Raw genomic sequence first — 12,998 nt, forward strand, 5'->3', positions numbered from 1 at the left:
TTACAAGCCGCTAGCCTACTGGATGGCGCGGACGCCGTCTATGCCTGCGATGCCTGCTGCTGGCGCAGGCCTTCAAAGAAGCACACGGCGGCGCAGGCGGCGACATTGAGCGACTCGACCTGCCCCAGATGCGGCACCGCGACGCGGTGCGTGGCCAGGTCCAGCACCTCGGTCGAGACGCCCTGCCCTTCGTGCCCCAGCACCCACGCTACCGGGTCGCGCAGGTCCAATGTGTACAGGCCCTCGGCCGCATAGCCACTGGTGGCCAGCACCGGCACCTGCGCCGTGCGCACCAGGTCCGGCAGTTCGACGTGTTCGAAAATCTCGAGCACGAAGTGCGCGCCCATCGCCGCGCGCAGCACCTTCGGCGACCAGCAGAAGGCAGTGCCGGGGCTGCAGTACACTTGCTTGATGCCGGCGGCGGCAGCGCTGCGCAGGATCGAGCCGACGTTGCCCGGATCCTGTACGCCGTCGAGCAGCACGCTGGCCATCACCAGCGCCGGCGCGGTTGCCGGCTGCGGCGTGTCGATCACGAACAGCAGATGCACGCCATGCTCGACCTGACTGACGGCGTTGAACAGCGCATCGGGCAGCGCCGTCACCGGCGCGTTGACGGCGCCGCAGCGTGCGACGATGGCCTGCACTTCCGGATTGCCCAGTGCGCCCTCGGATACCACGCAGTGGCGCGGCGCGCCGCGCAAATCGAGCCAGGTCTGGCACAGGTGCACGCCGTCTAACAGGCTGTGGCCGGCCTTGCGCCGTGCCTGCGAGCTGGTGGCAAGCGCCTTGATCTCTTTGTAGAACGCGTTGTCGCGCGAGGTGATGGTCTTCATGCGCTCACCCCATTGCCAATCATGGCGCCGAACAGATCGGTCTGCAGCATCCCGCGCACCGGTGCGAACGAGCGGCGGTGCGCAGGCGACGGCCCGTGCGCGCCCAGGCGCTCCAGGTGCAGCGCGGTGCCGTAGCCCTTGTGCTGGTCGAAGCCATATTGCGGATACTGTTCGTGCAGCCGCACCAGCGCCGCGTCGCGCGCGGTCTTGGCCAGGATCGACGCGGCCGAAATCGCATTGACCTTGTCGTCGCCCTTGACGATCGCATGCGCGCGCACTGTCAGCTCGGGGCAACGGTTGCCGTCGATGAGCGCGATCGTCGGCGCATGCTGCAGCGCCTCCACGGCGCGGCGCATCGCCAGCATCGTCGCCTGCAGGATGTTGATGCTGTCGATTTCTTCGCACGAGCATTCCGCTACCGCCCAGGCCAGCGCCTGGGCGCGGATCAGCGGCGCGAGTTCGTCGCGCCGCGCGGCGGTCAGCTTCTTTGAATCGCGCAGGCCGTCGATCGGACGGCGCGGATCGAGGATGACGGCGGCCGCAAACACAGGCCCTGCCAGCGGGCCGCGGCCCGCTTCATCGACGCCGCACACGATGTCCAGTGCGGTGAACGGCCGGCCCCTGGTGGGCAGGCCGGGATACAGATTGATTCTTGTCTTGGTCATCTAGGTGTTCCGGGCGCCGTGCGCCCGATAATCTGCAGCACCGCCTGCGCGCTCTCTGCGGCGCTGTTGCGCAGCAGGCTGTGATGCATGTCGAGGAAGCGCTGCGCCAGGCGCTCACGCCCCGCGCTGTCTTGCAGCTGGCGCCAGACGGCGTCGGCCAGCGCGTCGGGCGTGGCCGCATGCTGCAGCAGCTCGGGCACGACGAATTCGCGCGCCAGGATGTTGGGCAGGCCGATCCACGGCTGGTAACCCATGTGCCGCATGATTTCCCACGAGGCGCGCATGACCTTGTAGGCGATGACCATCGGCTTCTTGAACAGCGCCACTTCCAGCGTGGCCGTGCCGGAGGCGACCAGCACGGCGTCGGCGGCGGCAATCGCCGTGTGCGAACCTTCGGCGGTCACGATCAGTTCCACGCCCTGCAGGCCGGCTGCGGTGACGATCTGGTCAAAGTACGCCCGCTGGCGCTCACCGACCATCGGCACGACAAAGCGCAGGCCAGGATCGCGCGCTGCCAGCAGCTGCACGGCGCGCACGAACGGCTCGGCCAGGTATTTCAGTTCGCCCATGCGGCTGCCCGGCATGACGGTGACGACGCGCGCATCATCTGGTAACCCCAGTGCGCGACGCGCACCGGCCACGTCGGGCGCCAGCGGAATCGTCTCGGCCAGCGGGTGCCCGATATACGTCACCGGCACGCCGGCCGCGCGGTAGATCGCTTCTTCGAACGGGAAGATCACGAGCATGTGCGACACGGCGCGCTGGATCTTCTTGATGCGGCCACCGCGCCAGGCCCAGATCTGCGGCCCGATAAAGTGCACCGTCGGAATGCCGGCGGCGCGCAACTGCTCTTCCAGGCCCAGGTTGAAGCCTGGATAGTCGGCGCCGATGAACGCAGCCGGCCGGTCGGCGATCAGGCGATCGCGCAGGCGGCTCTGGATGCCCTTGAGTTCACGGTAGCGGGGAATGACTTCGAACAGACCGCGCACCGTCAGCAGGTCCATCGGGACGTCGCTGACCATGCCCTGCTCGATCATGCGCGGCCCGCCGATGCCGTGGAAGCGCGCTTGTGGCAGATGCGGCCGCAGCCCGGCCAGCAGGCGCGCCGCCAGCATGTCGCCGGACGCTTCGCCGGCCACCAGGGCCAGCGACACATCGCGGGCCGCAGCGGACGGCACGCCGTCAGCGAACGATGCCACGGCTTGCGGTGCCGAGGAAGTCGCGCAGCAGGCGGATGTCATCTGCCGCTGCCGGCAGGCGCTCTTCTTCAGCCTGCAGCGCGGCTTTGGCTTCTTCGAGCGTCAGGCCATTCCGGTACAGCAGCTTGTAGGCGCTGCGGATGCCGTCGAGCTGCTCGCGCGTGAAGCCGCGGCGCTTGAGGCCTTCGAGATTGACGCCGCGCGCACCGGCCGGATTGCCCGACACCAGCACGTATGGCGGCACGTCCTGCGTCAGGCTCGTATACATGCCGATGAACGCGTGGGCGCCGATCTTGCAGAACTGGTGCACGCCGACGAAGCCGGACAGGATCGCCCAGTCGCCCACGTGCACGTGGCCTGCCAGCTGCGCATTGTTCGAGAAGATCGTGTTACTGCCGACCTGGCAATCATGCGCCAGGTGCACGTAGGCGGAAATCCAGTTATCGTTGCCCAGGCGCGTGACGCCTTCATCCTGCACCGTGCCCAGGTTGAAGCTGACGAATTCGCGCACCGTGTTGCGGTCGCCCACTTCCAGCCGGGTGGGCTCGCCCTGCCACTTCTTGTCCTGAGGCGCAGCGCCAATGGAGCAGAACTGGAAGAACTTGTTGTCCTTGCCGATCGTCGTGTGGCCGTCGATGACGACGTGCGGGCCGATGACGGTACCGGCATCGATGCGCACGTTCGGGCCGACGATCGAGTACGCCCCGACCTCGACCGAGCTGTCGAGCTGCGCCTGCGGATCGACGATCGCGGTTGGATGAATCTTGCTCATCACGTCTCCTTACTCGGGCGTGGATGCAGCCGGTGCCGCCCCGGCGCCTTTCATCGGCGCTTCGGCAGCGCCCCGGATCGTGCACATCAAATCGCCTTCGACAGCGACCTTGCCGTCGACCGTGGCGACGGCCTTGTACTTCCAGATACCGCGCGAGACGCGCACGATTTCCACTTCCATGCGCAGCTGGTCGCCCGGCTCCACTGGGCGCTTGAAGCGTGCATTGTCGATGCCGACGAAGTACACGACCGAGTTTTCGTCGGGCTTGACGCCCATGGTCATGAACGACAGGATCGCCGCAGTCTGCGCCATCGCTTCGATCATCAACACGCCCGGCATCACCGGCTTGTGCGGGAAGTGGCCGTTGAAGAATTCTTCGTTGATCGTGACGTTCTTGATCGCGACGATGCGCTTGCCCAGTTCGACGTCCAGCACGCGGTCAACCAGCAGCAGCGGATAGCGGTGCGGCAGGTATTCCTTGATCTGGTTGATGTCGAGGGTGGTGAGTTCTGGCGTGGTCATTGTTGTTGTTCTGTGAGGGTTTTGATGGTTTTCTCGAGCGCGCGCAGTTTTTCGCGCATCGAGCCCAGGTTGCGCACGATCGCTGCGCTGCGTTCCCATTCGGCGTTCTTGGCCAGCGGGTAAAAGCCCGTGTACTGGCCCGGTTCGAGCACCGAGCGCGATACCATGCTACCCGATGAGATATGGACGTTATCGGCGATCTCGAGGTGGCCCAGCACCATGGCGGCGCCGCCGAAGGTGCAGCGGCTGCCGATCTTGGCGCTGCCGGCCACGCCCACGCAGCCGGCCATCGCGGTATGCGCGCCGATGCGGGTGTTGTGGCCGATCTGGATCTGGTTGTCGAGCTTGACGCCGTCCTCGATGATCGTGTCTTCGAGCGCGCCACGGTCGATCGTCGTGTTGGCGCCGATGTCGACGTCGTCGCCGATCAGCACGCGGCCCGTCTGCGGAATCTTGATGTACACGCCGCCTTCATTGGCAAAGCCGAAGCCGTCGGTGCCGATCACGGCGCCCGAATGCAGGATGCCCCGCTTGCCGATCTCGCAGCCGGCGTGGAACGTCACGTTCGCAAACAGGTGCGTACCTTCGCCGATGACGGCGTTGCGCCCGACATAGCAGCCGGCGTCGATGACGGCCTGCGCTTTGACCACGGCGCCTTCGTCGATCGTCACGTGCGGCCCGATATGGGCACTCGGATCGATCACGGCGGACTCCGCAACGACGGCGCTCGGATGCACGCCTGCCGGCGGCACATGATCGGTCAGCGAAGCGAAATACTGCGCCGCGCGGGCGAAGTATGCGTAAGGGTTGGTGGTGACGATGCGCGCGCCTTCATAGGTCGCGGCCACCGTCGGGTCGTCCAGCGGCGATAGGATCAGGGCCGCGGCCCCGCTTTGCGCCGCCAGTGCGCGCAGCTTGCTGTTGGAAAGGAAGCTGATGTGCGAAGCGCCGGCCGTGTCCAGGGGAGCAATCGCCGTAACCTCGAGGTTCGGGTCGCCCACCAGCTGTCCGCCGAAGCGCTCGACCAAATCGCCTAGTCGAATGCCCATCTCGGTCTTTCAGTGTGAGTCAAAATCGGTAAAGCAGAAAAACACTGCCAACAAGCTTACTTGTCGAGCAGCTTGAGGATCTTGTCGGTGATGTCCACGCGTGGATTCACCCACGCCGCTTCGACCAGCACCGCGTCGAGCTTTTCGGCTTCGGCATACTGCTCCACGAGCTTGTAGGCCTTCTGCGCGATCGCGGCGCGTTCTTCATTCTTGCGCTGCTGCAGGTCTTCCTGGAACTCGCGCTGCATGCGTTCGACGTCTTTCTGCATGTTGAACAGCTCGCGCGCACGGCGCGTGCGTTCCAGCTCGGCCAGACCGCTGCCTTCGGCATCGAACTTCTCGGACGCGCCCTTGAACTTGCCGACCATCTCTTCGACGGCCTTCTGACGCTTGGAGAACTCGGCCGCCAGCTTGGCGTCGGCCGCCTTGGCCATTTTGGAATCGGTCATCAGGCGCTCGGTGTAGACAAAGCCGATGCGGCCCGTCGCCACCTGTGCCTGCGCCTGTGCCAGCGGCGACGCGCACACCGCGGCCAGCAGCAACGCTGGCGCCACGGTGGGCTTGAAGCCGTCAGGCAGCGAGGCAATCAGATTTTTCAACATAAAGTCTCTCGCAATCGTTCTTCAGGACGCAGTGGGCCGGTCAGAAGCCGGTACCCATCTGGAACTGGAAGCGCTCCAGGCGGTCACCTGGCAGCGAATTCAGCGGCTTAGCATAACTCAACTTGAGCGGACCGACCGGGGAAATCCAGGACAGACCGATACCGGCCGAGTAGCGGAACTCGCCGACGCGGATCTTCGCATCTTCCTGGAACACCTGGCCGCCGTCGGCGAAGGTGAACCAGCGCAGGCTGCGGTCGGTGCCGCTGCCCGGGAACGGGAACTGCAGTTCGGCGTTGACGATGATGCGCTTCGAGCCGCCGATCGCATCGTAGTAACGCTGGTCGACCACGCCCAGCGACGAGCTTTCATAGCCGCGCACCGAACCGATGCCGCCGGCATAGAAGTTCTTGAAGACCGGGTAGGCGCTGCCGCCGATGCCCTTGCCGTAATCGAACTCGCCGCGCAGGGCCAGCGTCATCCAGCGCGTGACCGGCTTCCACCACTGGTGTTCGTACACAAGGCGGTAGTACTTGGCGTCGCCGATCGCATCGACTTCGAAGTTGGCGCGCTGGAAGCGGCCGCGGCTCGGGGTCACGGCGCTGTCGCGCGTGTCGCGGCCCCATGCCACCGTCAAGGGAATCGCGTTGGTGGTGGCCGAACCGACACCGCTGGCCGGACCGCCGTTCTGGCGCACGAACGTCTGGTAGATGCTCGGCGACGATTCGTCGGTTTCCAGTTCGGTGCGTTCCAGGCCCGCGCCGAAGTAGACGGTGTCGGACTCGGAGAACGGCACGCCGAAGGTCATGTTGCCGCCGGTCTGGCGCACCGTGTACGAACCGATGTTCAGTGCCGGTGGACGCGACGTACGCAGGTACAGCGAGAACGCGCGCGAGACGCCGTCATCGGTGAAGTACGGATTGGTCTGCGAGAACGCGATCGTCCGGTTGTACTTGCTGGTATTGAGTTCGATGCCGACCGTGTTGCCGCTGCCGGCGAAGTTGGCCTGCGAGATCGACGCGGTGAACGTGAACTTCTCGGACTGCGAGAAAGCGCCGCCGATCATGAAGTTACCGGTCGGTTTTTCTTCGACCGCGATGTTCACGTCGACCTGGTCGGACGTGCCTGGCGACTCGGGCGTTTCAACTTTCACGTCCTTGAAGTAGCCCAGACGATCGACGCGGTCACGCGAGAGCTTGACGCGGTTGGCGTCATACCACGAGCTCTCGAACTGGCGGAATTCGCGACGGATGACTTCATCGCGGGTGACCGTATTGCCGGAGATATTCATGTGACGCACATACGCGCGCTTGCCCGGATCGACGAAGAACGTGAAGGCCACTTCGCGCTTCTCGCGATTGAGTTCGGGGTTGGCCGTGACGTTGGCAAATGCATAGCCGAAGGTGCCCAGGCGATCGGAGATCAGCTTGTTGGTGCCTTCCTGCAGGTCGCCCACGTAGGTCTTGCCCGGCTGGAGCAGGATCAGCTGCTTGAGCTCTTCTTCGCGGCCGAACATTTCGCCTTCGAGCTTGACGCTCGAGACGGTGTACTGCTCGCCCTCGGTGACGTTGAGGGTCAAGTAAATGTCGCGTTTGTCCGGCGTGATCGACACTTGCGTCGATTCGACGTTGGCTTCGAGGTAACCGTGATTGAGGTACCACGACTTGATCTTTTCCAGGTCGCCGGTGAGCTTCTGCTTGGAGTACTGGTCGGCCTTCGAGTACCAGGTGAACCAGCCGGACGGGCGCAGCTCGAGCAACTGGCGCAGCTCTTTATCGCTGAACGCCTTGTTGCCGATGATGTTGATGCCCTTGATCTTGGCGACATCGCCTTCGTCCACGTTGAACATGATCGTCACGCGGTTGCGTTCGATCGGCGTCACGGTGGTGGTGATCTTGACGCCGTACAGGCCGTGCGACAGGTACTGGCGCTTGAGTTCCTGTTCGGCGCGGTCGACCGATGCCTTGTCGAAGATCTTGGTCTGGGCCACACCGATTTCGGACAGCGCCTTGACCAGCATGTCTTTTTCGAATTCCTTGGTGCCCGTGAAGTCGACCGACGAAATCGCCGGACGCTCTTCGACCAGCACGACCAGCACGCCGTTTTCTTCTTCGAGGCGGATGTCCTTGAAGAAGCCCGTTGCATACAGCGCCTTGATCGCGCTCGAGGCCTTGACGTCGTCGAAGGTCTCGCCCACGCGCACCGGCAGGTAGCTGAACACAGTGCCTGCCTCGGTACGCTGGATGCCCTCGACCCGGATGTCCTTGACGACGAACGGGTTGACGGCCATGGCATTATTTGCGTACAGCGTGGCGCACAGCGCCACGACGGCGGAGCCGATCAGGCTGCGGCGAATGAACGGCAAGGCGATACGATCTGGTTGTGATTTCATTGGCTGGATCAAAGGGTCACTCATTTGGACAACGATTGCTTGGTGATTTGACTGGGCTCTCGGGGAGCGAACCGCGGGCGGCTAGAGCAGCCGGCCCAGGTCGTTGAAGACGGCGAGCGCCATCAGCATGAACAGCAGGCCGATCCCGGCGCGCTGTGCGAACTCGACGACGCGCACAGAAACAGGACGCCCGGTCAAAACTTCCAGCGAATAATACAGTAAATGGCCACCATCCAGAACGGGAATTGGTAACAAATTCATGACGCCTAAGCTGATACTAATAAAGGCAATAAACTGTAAATAGCTGACGAGCCCAATGCGGGCGGTCTGTCCGGCATAATCGGCGATCGTGATCGGACCGGTCACATTTTTCAGTGACGCCTCGCCGGTAATCATCTTGCCGATCATTTTCAGCGTCATCGTGGACGTTTCCCAGGTGCGCTCGGCACCGCGCGCAATGGCATCGAACGGGCCTGATGAGACGGTCACCATCTCGGGCGCCTGCGCCACCATCGCCTTGATCACGCCGCGGCCATTGGCGTCCGCCTCGGGCGTGAGCGACAGCGTGACAGGCGCACCGGCGCGCTGCACCTCGACCTGCAGCGCACGCCCAGGGGCGGCGCGCACCGCGTCAATGAAGTCGATGCCATCGACGACCGGCGCGCCGTTCAGGCGCAGCACGAGGTCACCGGCCTGCAGGCCGGCGCGCTGCCCTGCCCCATCGGCGATCACCTTGTCGATGCGCGGCTGCGGGCGCCACAGGTCCAGGCCCAGCGTGGCCATCACGTCGCTGTCGACATCGAGCTTGCCGATGACGGACGCGGGCAGTACCACGGCGTAGGTACCACCGCCGGTGCTGCGCAGGTCCAGACGCGCATCGGTCTTGTCGACCGCCGCGTGCATGATCTGCCAGCGCAATTCGGACCACGAACGCACGGCGCTGCCATTGACGGCAACCACGGTCTCGCCGCCGCGCACGCCGGCGCGGTAGGCGTCCGTCAATTCGGCCACGGCGCGCAGGCGCGCCGACGGCTCGTCCACGCCATGCATGAAGAGTGCGGCCATCAGCGCGATCGCCAACGCGAAGTTCGACAGCGGGCCGGCGGCAACGATGGCGATGCGCTTCCAGACATTCTGGCGCGTGAATTCGCGCGACAGCTCGCTCGTGTCGATCGGGCCGGCGTCGGGATCGCGGCTGTCGAGGAACTTGACATAGCCGCCCAGCGGCAGCAGCGACACCGCCCACTCGGTCTGGTCGCGCCCGAAGCGGCGCGACCAGACGACGCGCCCCATGCCGATCGAAAAACGCAGCACCTTCACGCCGCAGGCGCGCGCCACCAGATAGTGACCCAGCTCGTGGATCACGATCAGGGGGCCGAGCGCCAGCGCGAACGCCAGCACGGTGTAAAGCAGGGTCATCGGGCAGTATCCGTCAATCAGTGCAGGCTGGCGACCGCATGCGCTGCGGCCTCGCGGGCACGCGCGTCCTGGGCCAGCACCGCCTCGATCGACGGCGCCGGGCCGTGCTCGACAGCGTCGAGCGCATGGCGGATGACGCGGTCGATGTCGCGAAAACCAATGCGGCGCTCGAGGAACGCATCCACCGCCACTTCATTGGCAGCATTGAGCAGCGCCGGGGCCGTGCCGCCGGCGCGCAGCGCGTCGAAGGCCAAAGCCAGGCACGGGAAGCGTGTGAAATCAGGCGGAAAGAACTGCAGCGCCGCCATCTGCGTCAGGTCGAGCTGGGCCACGCCCGAGGCGATCCGGTCCGGGTACGCCAATGCGTGCGCGATCGGCGTGCGCATGTCGGGGTTGCCCAGTTGCGCCAGCACCGAGCCGTCGACGTACGACACCATCGAGTGGATCACGCTTTGCGGGTGGATCACGACCTCGATCTGGTCGGCCGGCGCGCCGAACAGCCAGTGGGCTTCGATCACTTCGAGACCCTTGTTCATCATGGTCGCGGAATCCACCGAGATCTTGCGGCCCATGACCCAGTTCGGGTGCTTGCAGGCTTCGTCCGGGGTCACGTCGCCGAGCGTCTCGACGGCGCGGTTCAGGAACGGACCACCGGATGCGGTGAGCAGGATCTTGGCCACGCCGGCCGCTGCCGGCACGCGGCCAAAGCCGGCGGGCAGCGACTGGAAGATGGCATTGTGTTCGCTGTCGATCGGCAGCAGCGTGGCGTTGTGCTCGCGCACGGCGTCCATGAACAGCTGGCCGGACATGACCAGCGCTTCCTTGTTCGCCAGCAGAATCTTCTTGCCGGCGCGGGCCGCAGCCAGCGTCGGGGCCAGGCCGGCCGCGCCGACAATGGCGGCCATCACGGTATCGGTGTCGGCGTTCGACGCGATATCGCACAGCGCCTGCTCGCCGTATTCGACGCTGGTGGGCAGATCGGCGATCAGCGCCGCCAGGCGCGCGGCTGCGTCGGCGCTACCGACGACGGCACGTGCGGGGCGGCAGCTGCGGCAGGCGGCAGCCAGTTCTTCCACGCGCGTGTGCGCGCTCAGCGCGTACACCTGGTATTGCTCCGGGTGGCGCGCCAGCACGTCGAGGGTCGAGGCGCCGATCGAGCCGGTGGCGCCCAGGATGGTAATGCGTTGCATGTGAACTTCCTTCTAGAGCCAGGTGGCGATCAGCGCCGCCAGTGGCAGGACCGGCACGAGTGCGTCGATCCGGTCCAGCACGCCGCCATGGCCCGGCAGCAGGTTGCTGCTGTCCTTGGCGCCGGCGCGGCGTTTGAGCTGGGATTCGAACAGGTCGCCAACGACGCTGGCAACCACGATGAGGGCAATCACGGCGAACAGGCCCAACCAGCCCAAGCCGGCCTGGACGCGCACGGCGAACGTGCCGGAAAAGGCTTCGCCGCCAAAGACCACGGTGCAGGCGGCCAGCACCAGCGTGACGAGCCCGCCACCGATGGCACCCTCCCACGATTTGCCGGGCGAGATGCTCGGCGCCAGCTTGCGCTTGCCGAAGGTCTTGCCGCAGACATAGGCGAAGATGTCCGCCGCCCAGACGATGGCCAGCACCGACAGCAGCAGCACGGCCGAATAATTAAACAGGTAGACGATGGCCACGAAGCAGGCCACCAGCGAGATCGCGTACAGCAAGCTCAGCAAGGTGTTGGGCGTGCTAGACAGCGGCGGCAGGCCGAACTTGAGCGTAGGGGCAAAGCGCAGCGCCCACAGCAGCACGCCGATACCGAACCAGAAGGTCGGATTGCCCTGCTCGCGCACGAAGAACGCATAGGCAAAGGCCAGCGTCCAGGCTGCAGCGATCAGGAGCGCGCTACGGGCGCCCGGATTGAACAGGCGAAAACATTCCCAGATCGCGGCGCCGAAAAAGACGCAGGCCACCACCGCAAACGCCGTGTAATTGTTGGAGTACAGAACCGGCAGCAGGACTGCCAGCAGGACGAGTGCGGTGAGAATCCGGGTCTTGAGCATTTAGTTGGTCTTCTTCGCTACTTGGGCGCCGGTCTGGCCAAAGCGCCGTTCGCGCTCCTGGTAGGAGCCAATCGCCTCGTCCAGCGCCTTTGGCGTGAAGTCAGGCCAGAAGGTGTCGGTAAAGTGCAGCTCGGCATATGCCAGCTGCCACAACAGGAAATTCGAAATGCGCTCTTCGCCGCCGGTGCGGATAAACAGGTCGGGCTCAGGCGCATACGCCATCGCCAGGTGCGGCGCCAGCATCTCTTCACTGAACTCAGTGACGCCGGGGTTGGCTTTCACCATCTTGCCGGTTGCCTGCATGATATCCCAGCGCCCGCCATAGTTCGCGCACACGGTCACCGTCAGGCGCGTGTTGCCGGCCGTACGGCGCTCGGCATTGGCGATCATGTCCTGGAGCTTGGCGTCGAAGCGGCTCAGGTCACCGACCACTTTCAGGCGGATATTATTGGCGTGCATCTTGGCGACTTCGCGCTCGAGCGCCGTCACGAACAGGCGCATCAGCAGCGAGACTTCGTCGGCCGGACGGCGCCAGTTCTCGGACGAGAACGCGAAAAGCGTCAGGTATTCGACGCCACGCTCGACGCAGGCTTCGACCACACCGCGCACGGCTTCGACGCCCTTGACGTGGCCGGCCACGCGCGGCAGCAAGCGTTTGGTTGCCCAGCGGCCATTACCGTCCATGATGATGGCGATATGGCGTGGCACGGCGGACGTGGCGGGAACGGCAGTGGTCGAGCTTTTGAACATCATGTTTCCATAAAACTGCGCCATAAAACTGCGCCATAAAACTTCGCCAGAGAACTGCGCGAGAAAACTGCGCTACAGAATTGCACCTGGCATTGCGCAATTGACCAATCATAAGGCACGCGGACCGGCCGCGGCAAGTTGCCGGGGCCGGTCCGCAGGAAAGCCCGGGGGCTTGCCGATGAAATACCTGCTTACACCGTCAGGATTTCTTTTTCTTTCTCGCCCAGCAGCTTGTCGATGTCGGCCACGGCCTTGTCGGTCAGCTTCTGGATTTCGTCCGACGAACGGCGCTCGTCGTCTTCCGAGGCGGTCTTGTCCTTGACCATTTTCTTCAGCGCTTCGTTGGCGTCGCGACGGATATTGCGCACGGCAATTTTCGCGTCTTCACCTTCGGACTTGGTCAGCTTGACCATTTCCTTGCGGCGCTCTTCGGTCAGCGGCGGGGTCGGCACGCGGATCATTTCGCCCTGCGACGACGGGTTCAAGCCCAGGTCGGCATCGCGGATGGCTTTTTCGATGGCTGCCAGCATCTTCTTTTCGAATGGCTGGACGCCGATCGTGCGGGCATCGACCAGGGTCAGGTTGGCGACCATCGGCAGCGCCGTTGGCGAACCGTAGTAGTCGACCGTAACGTGATCCAGAATGCCGGTGTGGGCGCGGCCGGTACGGACCTTGGCCAGATCGGCGCGCAGGGTTTCGATGGACTTGACCATGCGGTCTTGTGCGTTTTTCTTGACGTCAGCTAAGGACATGCTGCTCTCCTGT

The 12,998-nt window shown here is 64.6% G+C and carries 13 protein-coding genes; all 13 read right to left on the reverse strand.

Annotation, left to right across the window (positions count from 1 at the left end; genetic code table 11):
- Positions 1–38: 38 nt before the first annotated feature.
- The 13 genes from AC56LH_RS09490 to frr all read right to left on the reverse strand — a co-directional run bounded on the left by AC56LH_RS09490 (position 39) and on the right by frr (position 12,985).
- Positions 39–833, reverse strand: a complete 795-nt coding sequence (locus tag AC56LH_RS09490; RefSeq protein ID WP_499645716.1) for a TrmH family RNA methyltransferase — start codon at positions 831–833, stop codon at positions 39–41.
- Positions 830–1,498: a ribonuclease HII gene (gene rnhB, locus AC56LH_RS09495; RefSeq protein ID WP_499645717.1), complete on the reverse strand. Its 669-nt coding sequence runs from the start codon at positions 1,496–1,498 to the stop codon at positions 830–832. Before rnhB ends, AC56LH_RS09490 begins: the two co-directional genes overlap by 4 nt.
- On the reverse strand, positions 1,495–2,697 hold the full coding sequence (gene lpxB, locus AC56LH_RS09500; protein ID WP_499645718.1) for a lipid-A-disaccharide synthase: 1,203 nt from the start codon (positions 2,695–2,697) through the stop codon (positions 1,495–1,497). Before lpxB ends, rnhB begins: the two co-directional genes overlap by 4 nt.
- Positions 2,681–3,469 carry an acyl-ACP--UDP-N-acetylglucosamine O-acyltransferase gene (gene lpxA, locus AC56LH_RS09505; protein ID WP_499645719.1) on the reverse strand — a complete coding sequence of 263 codons (789 nt, stop codon included), beginning with the start codon at positions 3,467–3,469 and terminating at the stop codon, positions 2,681–2,683. Before lpxA ends, lpxB begins: the two co-directional genes overlap by 17 nt.
- Positions 3,470–3,478: 9 nt before the next feature.
- Positions 3,479–3,991 (reverse strand): 3-hydroxyacyl-ACP dehydratase FabZ, encoded by a 513-nt coding sequence (gene fabZ, locus AC56LH_RS09510; protein ID WP_183552960.1) that lies wholly within the window; start codon positions 3,989–3,991, stop codon positions 3,479–3,481.
- Positions 3,988–5,040, reverse strand: a complete 1,053-nt coding sequence (lpxD, locus tag AC56LH_RS09515; protein ID WP_499645720.1) for a UDP-3-O-(3-hydroxymyristoyl)glucosamine N-acyltransferase — start codon at positions 5,038–5,040, stop codon at positions 3,988–3,990. The genes fabZ and lpxD overlap by 4 nt, the downstream gene beginning before the upstream one ends.
- Positions 5,041–5,096: 56 nt before the next feature.
- Positions 5,097–5,642: an OmpH/Skp family outer membrane protein gene (locus AC56LH_RS09520; RefSeq protein WP_499556689.1), complete on the reverse strand. Its 546-nt coding sequence runs from the start codon at positions 5,640–5,642 to the stop codon at positions 5,097–5,099.
- 40 nt (positions 5,643–5,682) lie between these two features.
- Positions 5,683–8,031 (reverse strand): outer membrane protein assembly factor BamA, encoded by a 2,349-nt coding sequence (bamA, locus tag AC56LH_RS09525; protein WP_499645721.1) that lies wholly within the window; start codon positions 8,029–8,031, stop codon positions 5,683–5,685.
- A gap of 81 nt (positions 8,032–8,112) precedes the next feature.
- Entirely contained in the window at positions 8,113–9,450 is a 1,338-nt protein-coding gene (gene rseP / locus AC56LH_RS09530) for an RIP metalloprotease RseP (RefSeq protein ID WP_499645722.1), read from the reverse strand.
- A 17-nt stretch (positions 9,451–9,467) separates the two neighbouring features.
- Positions 9,468–10,640 carry a 1-deoxy-D-xylulose-5-phosphate reductoisomerase gene (ispC, locus tag AC56LH_RS09535; protein ID WP_499645723.1) on the reverse strand — a complete coding sequence of 391 codons (1,173 nt, stop codon included), beginning with the start codon at positions 10,638–10,640 and terminating at the stop codon, positions 9,468–9,470.
- Positions 10,641–10,652: 12 nt separating this feature from the next.
- A complete protein-coding gene (locus tag AC56LH_RS09540) occupies positions 10,653–11,483 on the reverse strand; it encodes a phosphatidate cytidylyltransferase (protein WP_499645724.1) in 831 nt (276 codons plus the stop codon).
- Entirely contained in the window at positions 11,484–12,236 is a 753-nt protein-coding gene (gene uppS / locus AC56LH_RS09545) for a polyprenyl diphosphate synthase (protein WP_499645725.1), read from the reverse strand. It abuts the gene before it with no gap.
- Between the two features lie 188 nt (positions 12,237–12,424).
- On the reverse strand, positions 12,425–12,985 hold the full coding sequence (gene frr / locus AC56LH_RS09550) for a ribosome recycling factor (RefSeq protein WP_183552974.1): 561 nt from the start codon (positions 12,983–12,985) through the stop codon (positions 12,425–12,427).
- Positions 12,986–12,998: the final 13 nt, after the last annotated feature.

This window comes from Telluria sp. LT1R51-2, from assembly GCF_059685775.1.